Source organism: Vibrio sp. Vb1980 (assembly GCF_033338615.1).
Taxonomy (GTDB): domain Bacteria; phylum Pseudomonadota; class Gammaproteobacteria; order Enterobacterales; family Vibrionaceae; genus Vibrio; species Vibrio alginolyticus.
On record NZ_JAWOSZ010000011.1, the window covers coordinates 151485 to 167268 of the forward strand.

General features: G+C 42.7%; 11 protein-coding genes and 1 tRNA gene. 8 read left to right on the forward strand and 4 right to left on the reverse strand.

Going from position 1 to position 15784, the window contains the following annotated elements; genetic code table 11:
* The first annotated feature begins 29 nt into the window (after nt 1-29).
* Nucleotides 30-2033: an exoribonuclease II gene (gene rnb / locus R7F64_RS16745; protein ID WP_318071915.1), complete on the forward strand. Its 2004-nt coding sequence runs from the start codon at nt 30-32 to the stop codon at nt 2031-2033.
* A 71-nt stretch (nt 2034-2104) separates the two neighbouring features.
* On the forward strand, nt 2105-2914 hold the full coding sequence (locus tag R7F64_RS16750; protein WP_017635750.1) for a helix-turn-helix transcriptional regulator: 810 nt from the start codon (nt 2105-2107) through the stop codon (nt 2912-2914).
* Between the two features lie 33 nt (nt 2915-2947).
* Here the strand turns inward: R7F64_RS16750 and R7F64_RS16755 are convergent, their stop codons facing one another.
* Entirely contained in the window at nt 2948-3301 is a 354-nt protein-coding gene (locus R7F64_RS16755; protein ID WP_017821084.1) for a DUF3024 domain-containing protein, read from the reverse strand.
* A 266-nt stretch (nt 3302-3567) separates the two neighbouring features.
* Between R7F64_RS16755 and R7F64_RS16760 the strand changes: the two genes are divergently transcribed.
* Entirely contained in the window at nt 3568-4392 is an 825-nt protein-coding gene (locus R7F64_RS16760) for a phosphate ABC transporter substrate-binding protein (protein ID WP_258458036.1), read from the forward strand.
* 63 nt (nt 4393-4455) lie between these two features.
* Here R7F64_RS16760 and R7F64_RS16765 read toward each other — a convergent pair whose 3' ends face one another.
* Nucleotides 4456-5136: a MaoC family dehydratase gene (locus R7F64_RS16765; protein ID WP_005375670.1), complete on the reverse strand. Its 681-nt coding sequence runs from the start codon at nt 5134-5136 to the stop codon at nt 4456-4458.
* A gap of 329 nt (nt 5137-5465) precedes the next feature.
* On the opposite strand from R7F64_RS16765, the gene R7F64_RS16770 reads away from it, so the two are divergent.
* Nucleotides 5466-5556: transfer RNA gene (locus tag R7F64_RS16770), tRNA-Ser, on the forward strand.
* Between the two features lie 160 nt (nt 5557-5716).
* Here R7F64_RS16770 and R7F64_RS16775 read toward each other — a convergent pair.
* Nucleotides 5717-7267: a PAS domain-containing methyl-accepting chemotaxis protein gene (locus R7F64_RS16775; RefSeq protein WP_033907145.1), complete on the reverse strand. Its 1551-nt coding sequence runs from the start codon at nt 7265-7267 to the stop codon at nt 5717-5719.
* A gap of 285 nt (nt 7268-7552) precedes the next feature.
* On the opposite strand from R7F64_RS16775, the gene modF reads away from it, so the two are divergent.
* Nucleotides 7553-9007, forward strand: a complete 1455-nt coding sequence (modF, locus tag R7F64_RS16780; RefSeq protein WP_047101539.1) for a molybdate ABC transporter ATP-binding protein ModF — start codon at nt 7553-7555, stop codon at nt 9005-9007.
* On the opposite strand, the gene R7F64_RS16785 is transcribed toward modF, so the two are convergent.
* The gene (locus tag R7F64_RS16785) at nt 8995-10467 is read right to left on the reverse strand and encodes an EAL domain-containing protein (RefSeq protein ID WP_318071916.1); all 1473 of its coding nucleotides are present in this window, start codon (nt 10465-10467) and stop codon (nt 8995-8997) included. The two genes, modF and R7F64_RS16785, sit on opposite strands and share 13 nt — an antisense overlap.
* 348 nt (nt 10468-10815) lie before the next feature.
* On the opposite strand from R7F64_RS16785, the gene R7F64_RS16790 reads away from it, so the two are divergent.
* The 3 genes from R7F64_RS16790 to R7F64_RS16800 all read left to right on the forward strand — a co-directional run bounded on the left by R7F64_RS16790 (nt 10816) and on the right by R7F64_RS16800 (nt 15696).
* Nucleotides 10816-11550, forward strand: coding sequence for an IclR family transcriptional regulator (locus R7F64_RS16790; protein ID WP_005386192.1), 735 nt, complete (start codon nt 10816-10818; stop codon nt 11548-11550).
* 6 nt (nt 11551-11556) lie between these two features.
* Complete coding sequence (locus R7F64_RS16795) at nt 11557-12396, forward strand: arginase (protein WP_005375657.1); 840 nt, start codon at nt 11557-11559, stop codon at nt 12394-12396.
* A 309-nt stretch (nt 12397-12705) separates the two neighbouring features.
* Nucleotides 12706-15696 (forward strand): DUF6701 domain-containing protein, encoded by a 2991-nt coding sequence (locus R7F64_RS16800; protein WP_412034469.1) that lies wholly within the window; start codon nt 12706-12708, stop codon nt 15694-15696.
* Nucleotides 15697-15784: the final 88 nt, after the last annotated feature.

A 15784-nucleotide genomic window follows, 5' to 3' on the forward strand; every position in this document is an offset into this window, starting at 1 on the left:
GCCCAACTCCATAGGTAATTTAAGAAAAGATGTTTCAAGATAACCCACTACTCGCTCAGCTTAAGCAGCAAATCCAAGAAAACCTGCCTAAAAAAGAAGGCTCAATAAAAGCCACAGATAAAGGCTTTGGCTTTTTGGAAGTGGACAGTAAGACGAGCTTCTTCATCCCGCCTGCGTACATGAAAAAGTGCATGCACGGTGACAAAGTCATCGCCATTATCCGCACCGAAAATGAACGCGAAGTTGCAGAGCCACAAGAGCTGCTAGAACAAGCCGTGACTCGCTTTATTGGTCGAGTAAAAATGTTCAAAGGCAAGCTCAACGTAGCACCTGATCACCCACAGCTTAAAAAGCTATCTCTTAAAGCGAAACTAAAGAAAGGTCTAAAACCTGACGAGTTCGCCGAAGGTGATTGGGTTGTCGCACATCTTATTCGCCACCCTCTAAAAGGTGATAACTCTTTCTTCGTAGAAATTTCTGAAAAAATCACTGACGCGAATGATAAAATTGCGCCTTGGTGGGTAACGCTTGCTCAAAACGATCTACCAAACTCTGAGCCAGCAGGCATCGATAACTGGGAACTGAAAGACGACGCGGAGCTAGAACGCGTAGACATGACTCATGTTCCATTCGTCACTATCGACGGTGAATCGACTAAAGATATGGACGATGCGCTGTACGCGAAGAAAACCGTATCTGGCGATTTCGAACTCACCATCGCTATTGCGGACCCAACCGCCTACATCACACCTGAAGATGAAATGGATAAAGTAGCGCGTGAGCGTGGCTATACTATTTATCTTCCAGGCCGCAACATCCCGATGCTACCTCGCGATTTAGCGGACAACCTATGTTCTCTGATTGAAGGTGAAACCCGCCCTGCTATTTGCTGTACCGTAATGGTAAGTAAAGATGGTGTGATTGGCGACGATATTAAATTCTTCGCGGCAAACATCAAATCACATGCACGCCTAGCATACGATCACGTGTCTGATTGGTTAGAAAACGGCAGCTCTGAAGCATGGACGCCATCTGAAGAGATCGCGACCATCGTTCGTGATCTTTATGAGTTCTCTCTTGCTCGCGCTGAATGGCGTGAGAAAAACGCAGTGGTCTTCCCTGATCGTCCTGACTACCGTTTTGAGCTCAGTGAAGATAACGATGTAATCGCTATCCACGCAGACATGCGCCGCAGTGCAAACCGTCTTGTTGAAGAATCCATGATTACCGCAAACATCTGTGCAGGTCGTACATTACGCGATAAATTTGAAACAGGTGTCTTCAATACGCATGCAGGTATCAAGAACGAGAAGATTGAAGAAGTGGTTCAACTTGTCAATCCAGAAGGCCAGTTGGAGTTCACAGCGGAGTCTATTGCTACGCTAGAAGGCTTTGCTGCGTTGCGCCGCTGGTTGGCAGCTCAAGAAACGTCTTATCTAGATAACCGCATTCGTAAGTTCCAAGCATACAGTGAGGTGGGTAATCAGCCTCTGCCTCATTACGCAATGGGTTTAGACATCTATGCAACTTGGACATCACCAATTCGTAAATACGGTGATATGATCAACCACCGTATGTTGAAGGCCGTCATCCTTGGTAAAGAACCCGTACAAAAACCAGATGACCAAGTAGGCGAAGAGCTAGCTCTACATCGTAAACATCATAAAATCGCTGAGCGAAATGTCTCAGATTGGCTATATGCACGCACGCTTGCTGATGAGCCGAGTAAGAAAACTTGTTTCACAGGTGAGATTTTCGATATTAATCGTGCAGGCGCACGTGTCCGACTTCTCGAAAATGGCGCAGCAGCCTTTATTCCTGGTGCACTAATTCTTGATAATAAAGAAAGAATTGAGTGCAATGGCGACAACGGTACCATCTCTATCGATAAAGAGGTCGTATACAAACTTGGGGATACATTGGAAATTGTCCTTACGGACGTAAACCAAGAAAACCGCAGTTTAGTTGCAAAGCCAACCCAGGTATTCGCTGAACAACCAGCAGCACAAACAGAACAGACTGTAAGTGAGTAATACCGAATGAAGTTAAAAGGCGCTCTATTGAGCGCCTTTTTTATTTGTTATGTAAAACGATAAGAAAGAGTATGCCGAACATTGAGATCATTCGCTTTAATCACTTCACTGCGCGCAAAAGTGAGCGTTACACTGCAACACATAATGGGTTATATATTGTTGAAGAAGGTGCCCTATTAGTTCATCAACCTAATGGCGAGCAATTTGAACTTAAAGCCGGAGATTTCACACTCTATAACTCCGCAGATCTGAGCAGTGCAGAAGCCGTCTCTAGTGACGGAGGCTTTAAAGCACTGGCTTTAGTCTTCAATCCAAATATATTCTGTGACTTTAAGAAAGCGCACCCGATGCTACGTTCCAAAACGGAAGAAAGGCGCTTCTATCCTTTTTCAACGCAATCCAGTAGCGAAGTAGCACAATTGAAGGACATGTTGGTTAAGTTAGCGAGTCGCAATGCTCCAGACTACACACAAAGCCATATCGCAATGGCATTGCTGTCGTTGATGGTTGAGGTAGAGCCAAACATCCTATCTATCATAGATGATGCAAGTAGCCTGAGCGACTCTCAAAAAGCCATTAAGTACATTGAGGGTAATATTGAAAAAGACATCACGCTAGAAGGCTTAGCGGCTCATATGAGCATGTCCATCGCAACCTTAAAACGTCGCCTCGCCGCAGATGATCTTTCGTTTTCTCAGATATTAAAGGTGAAACGGATAAACTTCGCAGCAACCCAACTGCGCAAGTCAGAAAAATCAATAACAGAAATAGCGTTTGAGTCTGGCTTTAAAAGTGCAGCGCATTTCAGTACAGCATTTAAATCCGTTTACAACATGACCCCCAAAGACTTTAGAAACCAAGTTGTTAGGCCTAAAGTATAAATCATGTCGGCATTCGCATCCGTTGGGCTCGCCCTATTCCCAAAAACACGCTTGAGGATCGCGCTCCAACTCGTTGAGTAAGTCCTCAAGCATTCGGCTAAATGGAAGTGGCTTATAAGGCACCCACCTTAACAGCTCGTTGTGATATGTGGGAACATAGAAATACCAAAGTTGGTTTTCCTCATCAAACATGATCTTCGCGACGGGAGAAGTATACTCGCTATGCTGGGAGTCGAGGAGAAAATGCGCCCGATGAAGCTCAACGCCATTTTCTACTAGCTCATAGAGGCACTTGCCCTGTTCGACAGGCAAGTTAGCATTACGCGCAGAGCAGAGCGATTGAACTGATTTGTATAAACGACTTGTCGCCATTTGGGACACTGACATCAACGTTCTCCCGATGGATGATAGTTAGAGCTGTCGATCCTAGTATATAACCTTTACATCATCACCGATGGTAGTTATCTACCTAACTCAAGTATAAGATAGCTATATTATCATTTGCCCAGATTATCATCTCAGTCCACTTGGAAACGCTAGCTCCATCACCTCTTGACTAGAAACAATTCCCCTGTTTAGCGCTAACAGTTCACAAAAGTGTAACCTGAACGCAATATCATAAACTCTGCTTTATCCCGTATATGGAGTTTAATATGTTACGTTTTACTGTGGCGACGTTATTGGCCATAGCAGTCTCCCTCCCTACCATTGCAAAAGAAATCAACATCTCGGGTTCAACGTCGGTTGCTCGTGTGATGGATGTACTTGCTGAGGAATACAACAAAACACACCCAGACGATTACGTTGCTGTTCAGGGCATTGGTTCGAGTGCTGGTATCACCATGGTCAATAAAGGAGTAGCCGAAATAGGCATGAGCTCTCGCTATCTGACTGAAAGCGAAAAAGGTGAAGATCTCAATGTATACCCTATCGCTTATGATGGCCTCGCTGTTGTTGTAAACCGTACCAACTCTGTAGAAAACCTTTCTCAGCAACAGCTGTTTGATATTTACAAAGGTAAGATTAAGAATTGGAAAGAGGTCGGGGGCGCAGATCAGCCTATCGCGGTGGTTACTAGAGAAGCGTCTTCAGGTTCACGTTACAGCTTCGAAAGCTTGCTGGGACTGACCAAAATCGTTAATGATCGCCTTGTCTCGGATATCAGCCCAAACAACTTGGTTGTAAACAGCAACAGCATGGTAAAAACCATTGTTAACCATAACACTCGCGCCATTGGTTTTATCTCTGTAGGGTCAGTAGATCGCTCGATCAAGGCGATTCAGTTAGATGGTATTGACCCAACCTCGACAAACATTAGCAATAATAAGTACAAGTTGGCGCGACCATTCCTAGTGCTATACAAAGTAGATAAGATTAGCGATGCAGGTAAAGGTTTTATCGCTTTCCTTCGTTCAGAGCAGGGACAAAAAGCGATTGCAGATTACGGTTATACGCCAGTAAAAAACTTTAATCAGTAAAAATGAAAAAGAGAGCACCCTGATGCTCTCTTTTACTATGTCGTGTTCTATCCGGTTTCGGAATTAGAAATGCAGTTGAATTACAGAGACCACAACCGCACCAGGTCGACGAATACCTTCAATTTCCACTTTAATTTCGCGCTCAATCTCCAAACCTTTTTTGATTGGCGTTACTTTTGTTAACGTGCTGACTGCACGAACATTATTGCCTGCTTTGACAGGGTAAGGGAAACGGACTTGGTTTAAACCCAAGTTAACTACCATTTTAGCTGTTGGGAACATTGGCTTGTCTGGATCGACTGAATCCGTCAGTTTAGGCAGCAATGCTAATGTTAAAAAGCCATGAGCGATAGTTGTCTTAAATGGAGATTCAGTTGAAGCACGCTCTGGATCGGTATGAATCCATTGCATGTCTTCCGTTACCGCACCAAATTGGTTAATACGTTCTTGAGACACATGAACCCAATCACCAGTGTGAATAACTTCGCCAATTTTTTCACTTAACTCGTCATAAAGCTTTTGAGCCTCAGGTGCCATTACGATCGGTGCAGGTTGAGGTGCAACTTCTTCGTTGACGGCTGGCTGCTGGTGATCACGAACTTTTGAGAAAAGAAAGCTATTTTGAGCTTTCCCCAAAAAGTCACTCCAATAATCGCGTAACGTTGGAGACATCCAATTCATAAACTCGGATTGATGAGCAGAAATCGCATCAACTTTGTCTTTAAATAGATTTGTGACCTTCATAAACACCCTTAAGAATTCTAAGCACAACTGGCTATACCAGTTAATTTTGAATTAGTTCACAAAGTCTTGCAAATACTTTCGGGCGAACACATGTACCCTAAAAGCATGTTATGTCTTATATATCAGCAAGATAACAATAAAACACCATTTTATTGACGTGCGCCAATATAAAGTAAAAACTCTATAAATTGGTACTTTTTGTCCCTTTTTCACTCCGTTTTCAAACTGTCCAACATCACATCAGTGATCATAAAACAAGCAAACAGTACTTCTATTATAATTCAGCACTTTACAAGTCGGACTATGCTCCTTATTATACCGCCCACAACGGAGAGATGGCTGAGTGGTTGAAAGCACCGGTCTTGAAAACCGGCATACGTTAATAGCGTATCTAGGGTTCAAATCCCTATCTCTCCGCCACTTATTTAGAGAGCTCGCATTTATTGCGAGCTTTCGTCATTTTAGCTCTTAAAAAACGAGATTTAGAAATCCTCGCTCGTAAACGAATCCGGCACTTCACTATATTCCAGTTAAAAGCCCGCTAATGTTTAGCGGGCTTTTAACTTCGATTTTCTAAAGTTTAAGCAAACTTCTTAATCATTTCAGACAGGTCATTGGTGCAATTTTGCACTTTGGTGTTCATATGATTCGTTTCAGTCATCAGTTCATACGATTCACTGTACTTTAAATTAAGCGACTGGATGTTTTCATTTATTTCATCCGTTACATAAACCTGCTCTTCTATCGCGACCGCAATTTGTTGGTTTCGTTCGACGACGTCCTGAACAAGGGATTCCAATTGTTGAATGCTATCCAAAGCAGTACCTAACAATGTTACCGTTCCGGTCGACATTTCGTTACCTTTCTCTAACGCAGAAACCGCTGATTTGCTCCCATTTTGAATCCCTTCAATGGCCGATTTAATCTCTGTTGTCGATTCCTGAGTTCTTTTAGCTAAGGTTCTCACTTCATCTGCTACAACGGCAAACCCTCTGCCTTGTTCGCCTGCCCTCGCGGCTTCAATAGCAGCGTTCAACGCTAATAAATTAGTTTGTTCGGCAATACCATTGATGACTTCAACAACAGTTCCAATTTGCTCGGTTTGTTGGTTCAAACGTATGACCACTTTAGATATTTCGCCGAGCTCACCCACCAACTCTAAAACCGATTGGTTAACATTATCGATAACGCTACGGCTGTCTATCATCGTATTTTGCGCTTCTAACGTAGCCTCGGCGGTCGCTTGAGCATTATTTGATATCTCAGATGAAGAGGCTTGCATCTCGTTGACCGCTGTTGCGACCGAGTCAATCTCCACTTTCTGTGCGCTTAAGTTCTCCGTCACTTGCTGGCTATTTGTCGCAGCACTGTTAGCACTTGCGCGCGTTTCTTCGCAAGAGTCTTTTACAGACACGCCAACGCGCCCCAATAGCGCATTTGCAAATTGCTTACGCATCTTCATACCCAGCTCAATCTCAGCCAGATCGTTGATTCTTCCGCAATAAATATATTCCATGAGTGGATTATTGAAGTCTTGCCTAGCCTGTTTAGCGAGCTTCTCAACTGGTCTGGTTAATACATAAATAGAGAAAACGGAAAGTAACGCAACAACGCCAAACGCTATCACTGGTGATTGATTCATTTGTAGAATGAGTAAGCCAAGAAGGTTTGAAATTAAAAGGAAGAAGGCCGATCTCATCCACAAACGTGTACGAGGAAGATACATTTTCCACGGCTTACGATTATTTCGAAGCTTCGAATACGCTTTTTCCGCTCGCTGGATGTGTATACGCTCAGGTTTAAATCTCACTGATTGGTATTCCACAACTTCACCATTAGATTTTATAGGAGAAGCAAACGCGTCAACCCAATAATAGCCGCCGTTTTTACGTCGATTTTTGACCATTCCCATCCAGTGTTTGCCAGTTTTCAGGTGAGTCCATAAATCTTTAAAAGCCTGTTTTGGCATATCAGGATGACGCACAACATTGTGGGGTTTACCAATAAGCTCCCCTTCATCAAACCCCGCTACTTCATTAAAGTTTTCACTGGCATATTTGATGTAACTGGAGGTATCGGTAATGGAAACTAGGCTGTAACTCGAGGGGTAATCGTATTCCGTTTCACTCATAAACATGTGTCCTTACATTGATTAATTAACAAACGGCAAATATGAACTTATCGGCATAACATTCACATGCATAATGATAGGTTGATTCAAAAATAAAACAAAATTATTGACAAGCTTACTTGTTACTTAATGACTCTAGTCGCATTTTTATCCTCTAATACAAGGCTTCGTTAATATGTACAAGACTGAGCACTGTTCAAAATTAATACACAAAAGCGCTTCCGTACTGAGTTCGTAAATTGTTATAAGTAATCCACTAAAGCGAAAACAAGGAAGACAAACACAATGACTATTCACTTTCGTCAGCTTGCAGCTAAGAGAAACACGACACACTTGTTTATTGACGATTGGAAAATTAACACTCAGCAGTCTTGGGGGATATTCAGCGCGGATGGAGATATTGGCTCTCTGCTTGGAGACCTTATTTGTGATGAAATATCACCAAATAGTGGGGAAATTGAGCTAAATGGGCTGTCCGTTGCGCAAGTGTCGTTATCAGAGCAACAGCGATTACTGGAAAGAGAATTAGAAAAAGATGATACGGATTTTCTTGATCGTATCGACCAAGGAAGCACTGTTTATTCATTAATCCTAGAACAGAGCCAAGACACTAACTTAACTGAACAGCTAGTTAATGATCTCGACCTAAGTCATCTTAGAGATAGTGGCTTCCGTGTTCTCTCTACCGGAGAAACCAGAAGAGTAATGCTCGCCCGAGCTTTAGCCACACAACCTGACTTAGTATTACTCGATAATCCATTTACTGGCTTAGATATTGCGCACCGAGCTGCTCTCGCTCGCTATTTACACTCGCTTTCTCAAAATGTGCAACTACTCATAACCTTCTCTCGCGAATCTGACATGCCTGAGTGGATCAATAGCATCGCGCTTTTCAGTGCAGGAAAGCTTGATAGTACAATGGATAAGTCCAGTTGGGATAATCATCCAATCATTGGACAAATAAAATCTCAGTCAGAGCAACAGAGTGAAGAAATGATAAGCTTGATACGTCAGCATCAGCACTCGACGCCATTCAACAACCCAATATTTGAACTAAAGAATGGGGCTGTCGAATACACCGATAAGAAGATTTTTACTGACTTGAACTGGCGCATAGACAAGGGCCAACATTGGCAGGTCAAAGGTCCAAATGGTTGTGGAAAGAGTACCTTACTTGGATTGATCTTTGGCGATCATCCGCAATGCTACAGCAATGACATTGATATTTTTGGTAAAAAGCGTGGTACTGGCGAGACAATCTGGGAAATTAAGCAGCATATCGGCATGGTGTCTTCAGCGCTACACCTCCAATATCGAGTCAATTGCAGCGCATTAGAAGTCATTTTGTCAGGATTTTACGATTCGATTGGGTTGTATAACCAGCCAACTCGCAAAGAGATGAATATTGCAAACGAGTGGCTCGATATCTTACATATGAGCCAGTACAAAAAAACCTCATTCAAGCAATTAGAGTACGGTCAGCAGCGACTATTACTGATTGCAAGAGCCATCGTGAAACAACCCACATTATTGATTTTGGACGAGCCGTATCAAGGGTTAGATTTTTTGGGTAGACGGTTAGTTAAGAACACACTTGAACTCATCGCTAGAGAGAATTTAAGCCAACTATTGTATGTGTCTCACTACCAAGAAGACCGCTTAGATAGCATCAAAAATGAGTTAGAGTTTGTGTTTGATGAAAATGCTCAGTGTTATAGAGCTAACGTCTACCAATCATAATGACTTCGCTGCGCAAGCTGCTCATAAGGTAATGGTTTGGAGTACAGGTATCCCTGATGATATCTCACTCCCATCTTCTTTAAGTGTTCAGCTTGCGCTATGGTTTCCACGCCTTCAGCGATCAATTGTACTTGTAATTCTTCCGCGAAGTGAACAATCGCTTTTAAGACAGAAGCACTAAGGCTAGGAATACCAATAGTTTCGACAAAGCACTTATCGATTTTTAAGTAATCTATGCGCATGTGCTGTAGAAATGCTAACGAGGTTTGGCCAGTTCCAAAATCATCGATCAGCACATCAATACCATGCACTCGCAGCGCTGCAATGCATTTTCTCGCCTCTGAATCAATGAGCTGACGCTCCGTTATCTCTACCCCTAATGAGACTTTGTTTCGGCTCAACTGTCTGTCGAGCAATTGAATTTTTCTGATCGCGTTTGGTCCGACTAAATAACCAGGCGGCACGTTAATACCAAGGTGGACAGGCTGATCAAAGCCTAATTTACTGAAGTCCTCTGCCGCTTTATCCAGAACGAAATCAGTAAGTAAAAAAACCAATCCACTTTGCTCTGCCGCAGGGACAAACTCATCCGGAGAAATGAACCCCTTACTTTGATGCTCCCATCGCACTAGCGCTTCAAACCCGAATAACTGGCCGGTATCAACGTTAACTTGCGGTTGGTAATACAGGGTCAACTCTCCTCTTTTTATCGCTCTTTTAAGATCCAGTATCAAATTGCGATGGGGATCAATAAACTTATTCAACGCATACAAGCAAAGGTAGATAACGAAAATAATTGGAATTGAGTACAAAAAATAGGAAAGTGTTCTCTGTTTGACGAAAAGATCGCTGGCTTCGCTCAAAGCTTCATACTCAAACATTTGCGACGATTTGATACCGATAGGATTACTTCCCGCTCTTAATGCTCCTTCAGGTGAAACTTGATCATGGATAAACAGCGCAGAGCGTTTTAGGCGTAAATCGTTGTTAAACCCTATTGTTGCATTAAAGTAGTCATGATCGATAATCGTTACGGCTTGATAACCCCGCTCTCCCTCCGTTACCACAAGCAAGAACTGATCGTACAAGCTATCAACACTACCAAACGCTAGCGTTTGTCCCTTAGGAAAGGTGATGTGCTCAGCTAACGGTTTAGAGATACTTCCCAATTTCGAAGAACAAGTAATGACTCCCTCTTTCACAATGAGCATTTCTTCAATATCTCGTTCAAACATTGAGCTTTGCTGGAGCTCTTCACATCGTTCAGGGTGTAGCAACGCCGTGCGGTTTTCTGTCTCTATTTGGAATAAAATTTCATCTGCAATTTGCACATTTTTTTCTAATAAATGATTGAGATTGTTTTGCACGCTTTCACGAGCTAAATACAAAACCTCTCCAATAACCAAGGGAATAGGCAGAAGAAAAATGATGGCTTTTTTAAAAATCGCCTTATTCAGCATATAAAAGTAACCTTTTATAAAACCGATTTACTGAGATGGTACCTCGATTCCGATACCCGCTAGCAACTCACGTTTTTTAACATTATTTGTTTGGATTAACTCAGTATGCGAAACGCTGAGTAATACCGCAAACTAAACAATGTCTTATTCACTCCTGTTCCAATTTAGTATCAAGCGCCTCAAACCTGAGACTTTAATTCGACACCATGTTATGTCTATCGGTACTTGCGAAAGTCTTTACCTGTCTGTTTCTCATCATGTAAGAATTACCCATTAAAATTATTTTTCTTTTCTCAGTGATTAAGAATTATATTTGTCGTAACTCCTACAACACGTTACAACACTCTCATGACGACAAACAAAGCTAATGCTAACCAGGTAAACGAAAAATCACTGCAGTTGTTAATGCAAGTTGCAGTTAGTCCGTTCCCAGTTTCTGCGAAAACGCTAAGCGAGCAATTGAACGTTCCTTTAAGCAGCCTTTACCGACACTTAAAACTGCTTAAAGAGTGGAACTTGATCGAAGAAAGCGTTCACGACAAGACATTTGTCGTTGGTCCGGCGGCATTATTACTCATGCACAGCTATGAGACCGCGCAACATGGGCTCGACATGGTCGAAACCATACTGGCTAGGTTGGTACAACAAACCGGGGAAATGGCCGCTTATATGGTACCAGCGGGTTATCGTGCGCTTTGTGTCAGACAGAAAGAAAGTATGCAGGCGCTGCGTTGCAGCTTCGTCCAGGGTCAAAGTCAACCTCTGCTGCGCGGTGCCTCATCTAAAGTGATGCTCGCTTTTATGCCTCAAAGTCGATGCGAGAAAATCTTGAGATATTTTAATCAAGATCACCGACGCGACGAGTGGGAAAAAGAGCTCACAACCATCCGTAAACACGGATATGCCGTCAGTACTTCTGAGATTGACCCGGGTGTTTCAGGTATTAGCGCACCGGTAATGAAAGGAAGCAAACTGATTGGCGCAGTCTCAGTGATGGCTCCGGCCCACCGAGTCGAAAAGGATAAGCAGCGCATTATTTTACATGTACTGCAAGCGGCAAGGGCACTACCACCAGAAAGGTAATTCATCATGTTAAGCTTTTTCAAACGCTATAAACTCCATCACACCGTGAAACAGCCGCAGCATTACCCTTTTTCTTTTATGACAGTGTGTGAGTATTTGCCACCCATGTCTAAGGGCGCGTTTGAATTAGCTGATCAAAGTTTGGAAAATGCTAGTGATTGGCTTTACCAACAACATGATCATGAAACCGCTGAAAACTATGGGCACTTCAACCACGACAAACTGGAGAATGGCGAGTTTCAGGAAGCGTTAAGTCTTTCGCTTTCTCGTCACTCAATTCCGGTTTTAGTCACTAACTGTACCGAGGCAATCTTGTCCATGTTACCTGTGGTCGTATCCTATCGAGACGAAGTGGGTGTCGTAAATATCGGGCATAACATGAACTTGAAACCGACACTTGAGCCACGCTTAGGCTCTGCATTCCATTTTGCTCTTTCTCGCTATCAAAACGTACGATTGTTTTTTGCTGGCGTCAGTGAGCAAGAGACGAAGCAGGAAACGTGGGAATACGCGGAAGATCAAGGTTGTGATTGGGTGACCGAGAAAGAGTTTTCTTTTCGTCATCGCAATAACGTTAAGCAACAGATCGGCAATTACCTAGACCACTGCGACCAAATAATCATTAGTATCGACCTTGGATCTCTAAAAACCAAAAACAGCCTTGATGGCGCGTCAGAAATTGATATCCAAATGGTTCTACGCACGATTAGGCAATGTCTGGTTGCAGGTAAAGTGAGAGCAATTCAGCTCGTTGGCGATCGAGATTGCTTGGTCTATTCGAGACAAACGAAAGCCATACTGGAAGAGTTATATCAGATGGCTCCACTCATCGTTCACGCTGCCTAGCGTTATAAACATTCAGAATCAGGATCGCGTCCTTCCTGATTCTGAACCAACATGCTTACTCATTATCCTTAACTAACAAATAGTTACACATATAAAGCGACACACATCACACTTACCTCTTGAACTAACCTGACACTTACGTTGTAATAAGGCCGCTAAACTTTGGAATGACATACGAAATAAAAAATAACCAAAGTTCAATAACTAAGCGGCTTCAAAACAAAAAGTACCGCAGCTATTCCAATTTCAGTGAGCATTTGCTCACGCTCGCTTGATGCCATCTTGTTCCACTCATTAGGACATTTGATGATGCGTCTTTGCAGTATTTTCACTGCGGTTCTTTTTTTACCGCTAACCTCACACGCCACCACTTATGACTTAGCAGATATCAAGTCAAACACTAATGTTGCCTTTTGTAAAAACGGAACCATTCATGTAACGGGTTCTACTTACGATTGCACTACAAATATTGTTCTCCCGAAAGGCGATCAAATTATAAATAGTAGTCAAAGCTCATCGTCTTTAACCGCTCATGGTTCCATAACACTCCGTGGGCAGAATGTCATAGGCTCAAAGGAAAGCCCTATAAACATCAAAGCTAAAGGAACTTGGTTAAAAATTAATGGTAATAGCTACGTACTAGGTAATGTCTCTGCTTTAGGTTCTATAAAAATAACTGATAGTGAAATCGAAGGAGATATAGAAACCAATGGTGTTGGTGGAAATGGCCGTTCTGTCGAGTTTCACGGAGAGCACAACGTCCTTAATGGCAACATCATTGCTCAAAGTGACGTGTACATCGAATCTGGTATGTTCTGCGGTGATATCAAATCAAAAGGAACAAAAGTAGAAATTAATCAACTGGAATCGTCGCTTTCTAATACACCAATAGTTGTGGGCAACATTAATGCTCTATCGGGGATAAATCTTAATAATACGACAGTTTTTGGTTCTTTGACATCTCAGGGACATACTGTAGATACAGGTTTTGGCACGACCAAAATATATGCGAATAAGCAAGCTATTTCGGCAATGCATTTTTCAATTAATAACTCCAATACTTCTATTTGTGGTAGTGTGACAGCCACCCTAGAATCAAGTTCAAATTTCAACCACTATTGCGGCATTGATGAACCCAATTGTAGTTACGCAAATCAAACACCAACAACTTGCCCTATTCCTTCTTATATCCCTGAATGTAAAATTACGCCTCCATCAGAGAACGACTTCGACCTCAGCGTCACACCATCGGACGACATGGCACTGATGTGCGGCGACGATCTTCCGCAATTTACAGCAATGACAACCAATAATGGAGAAGTTGTAAGCGCAGAAGTCAGTGCTGTCCTATCACACCCTGACTTGTTCACTTTAGAGGTGGTTAAAGGTCAGCAGACATTAGGAGCCAACCAATTTATATCTGACGAGAATGGTGAACTTGTTGTTCGAGTGGTTCCGAATAATATTGATACGATCTCGTTAGATACCAACTACACACTAACTTTCACTATGGCGAAAGACACGAGCAAGCATCAAACTGTTCGCTTTATGTTTACGCCATTTATGTTTGAGGCCTACTCAAAGACGAAAAGCGCAACTTTAAATGAAATACGCGTTATTGCAGGTAAACCAGAAAACGTGCATACGCGATTGCTTGCTTGTGCCTCTACCGGCGAACCTGTAGTGGCAAGCAACTACAATGGTACGCCTAAGATTTTTCATCCATTGGTTCAACCATTAGGAGGAAGTGAAGGAAACTTTAGCTATTCAGCGGAATTTAAAGACGGCTTGTCTGAACATGGTCTTATCACGAACGAGTCCGGCATATTTGAAGTGACATTGTCCGATCATTTTGAATGTGAGGGATTTGAAGAATGTCCAGAAGAAGGCAAAGTGGAAGTGAAAGGGACATTTAATGTGCACTCGCGACCATGGACACTCGCTATTTGTGACAACCAACGTGCTTTGCCTTCTGGCACCTCTGAACAAGGAGAAGGGTTTCTTGCTGCCGGAGAACTTTTCTCTCTAACGGTGAAACCAATCATTTGGCAACCTGACGGCTCTGTAAGTGGGTCTGTTGAATCAGCACGCTATTGTGATGCTTCTATCACCCGTAATTTTACGCTTGATGACGCTCCAGCAGCATCGGTTGTCTTGTCGAGTGAGCAACATACGCCATCAGAGACAGCGAACCAAACCTCAAAATTGCTAAAAAGTAGTGACTCACTGGCTCAGGCGCATAATTCAGCCAAGAATGATCAATTCGTCTTTAATGGATTATATTGGGAAGAAGTCGGGAGCTTGAGAGTAAAAGCAAACCTAGAAAGTAAATATCTAGGTATGACTGTGAACGAAGGCTATCGTTACGTTGGTCGTTTTTACCCAAAATATTTTCAAGTGCAAGACCAAGAATGGCACTACCCACATGGCCAAACTTTTGCTTACATGAATCAACCTTTTGAGAAAGTCACTTACGATGTTGTCGCACTCAATGCGAATAAGGAAAACGTGAAGAATTACGTCCACTTTTCGTCTAACCTTCAACAACATTTCGATTTAGGCGAGCTAAGCTCATACTCCGATCGGTTTTTGCCGCCTAAGCCTAAGAAGGTAGACTGGAAACTACTGGGTAGCGCGAGTGTTGGAACGTTTGTTATAGAGAAGCCCTCGACCAATGCGACTTGTAACAATAGCCCATGCTGGAAAAAGAACACGACAGATAAGCAATATCCTGATGGCCCATTTAATAAAGGGACTAACAGTGACAGCAGCAAAATAGGTATAGTCACGACTAAAGCCGTTGATGAGGTAAACTTCTTCGACGATAGCGAAGTACTCACAAAACAACCAGACATTCGATTCGGTCGTTTGAACTTTCAAGATGTAGGTGGCAACCAAGGCATGGTGATCAAAGTGCCACTTGCTGTAGAAACTTGGCAAAACGGTCGATTTATGACTAACTTCGATGACAGCTCAACAACGGCGAATGGTGAATATTACTTCAGCACGCCAATTTGGTCGAATGCGCCTGCAAACAACGCCATGCTTTCTGGAGTTGGGACAATGCATGTTGGCAGGATGACCGATATCGTTGCAAGACAAATTGACTCAGCACGCGAGCAAATACAATTCCATCTGGATTTAGACGGCTCAGGTAATCGCATCTCTTGGCTGAAATACGATTGGGATAACACGACAAGTGAAGAGGAAAATCCACCTGTTACAGTTACGTTTTGTATTCACCGAGGAAACGATCGCATTATTTATCGTGGTGAGCCAAATATGCTTGGCCTAAATTAACGCGAAACGACTGACCCGTCCTGATATGGGTTGACACTTTTTAACTAAAACGCTCGATGTACTTCATCGGGCGTTTTGTATTTTAAAG

Excerpts from the sequence above, each read along its gene's own strand:
- rnb (WP_318071915.1), top strand. The coding sequence starts at position 30 with ATGTTTCAAGATAACCCACTACTCGCTCAGCTTAAGCAGCAAATCCAA.
- R7F64_RS16750 (WP_017635750.1), top strand. The coding sequence starts at position 2,105 with ATGCCGAACATTGAGATCATTCGCTTTAATCACTTCACTGCGCGCAAA.
- R7F64_RS16755 (WP_017821084.1), bottom strand. The coding sequence starts at position 3,301 with ATGTCAGTGTCCCAAATGGCGACAAGTCGTTTATACAAATCAGTTCAA.
- R7F64_RS16760 (WP_258458036.1), top strand. The coding sequence starts at position 3,568 with ATGTTACGTTTTACTGTGGCGACGTTATTGGCCATAGCAGTCTCCCTC.
- R7F64_RS16765 (WP_005375670.1), bottom strand. The coding sequence starts at position 5,136 with ATGAAGGTCACAAATCTATTTAAAGACAAAGTTGATGCGATTTCTGCT.
- R7F64_RS16775 (WP_033907145.1), bottom strand. The coding sequence starts at position 7,267 with ATGAGTGAAACGGAATACGATTACCCCTCGAGTTACAGCCTAGTTTCC.
- modF (WP_047101539.1), top strand. The coding sequence starts at position 7,553 with ATGACTATTCACTTTCGTCAGCTTGCAGCTAAGAGAAACACGACACAC.
- R7F64_RS16785 (WP_318071916.1), bottom strand. The coding sequence starts at position 10,467 with ATGCTGAATAAGGCGATTTTTAAAAAAGCCATCATTTTTCTTCTGCCT.
- R7F64_RS16790 (WP_005386192.1), top strand. The coding sequence starts at position 10,816 with ATGACGACAAACAAAGCTAATGCTAACCAGGTAAACGAAAAATCACTG.
- R7F64_RS16795 (WP_005375657.1), top strand. The coding sequence starts at position 11,557 with ATGTTAAGCTTTTTCAAACGCTATAAACTCCATCACACCGTGAAACAG.
- R7F64_RS16800 (WP_412034469.1), top strand. The coding sequence starts at position 12,706 with ATGCGTCTTTGCAGTATTTTCACTGCGGTTCTTTTTTTACCGCTAACC.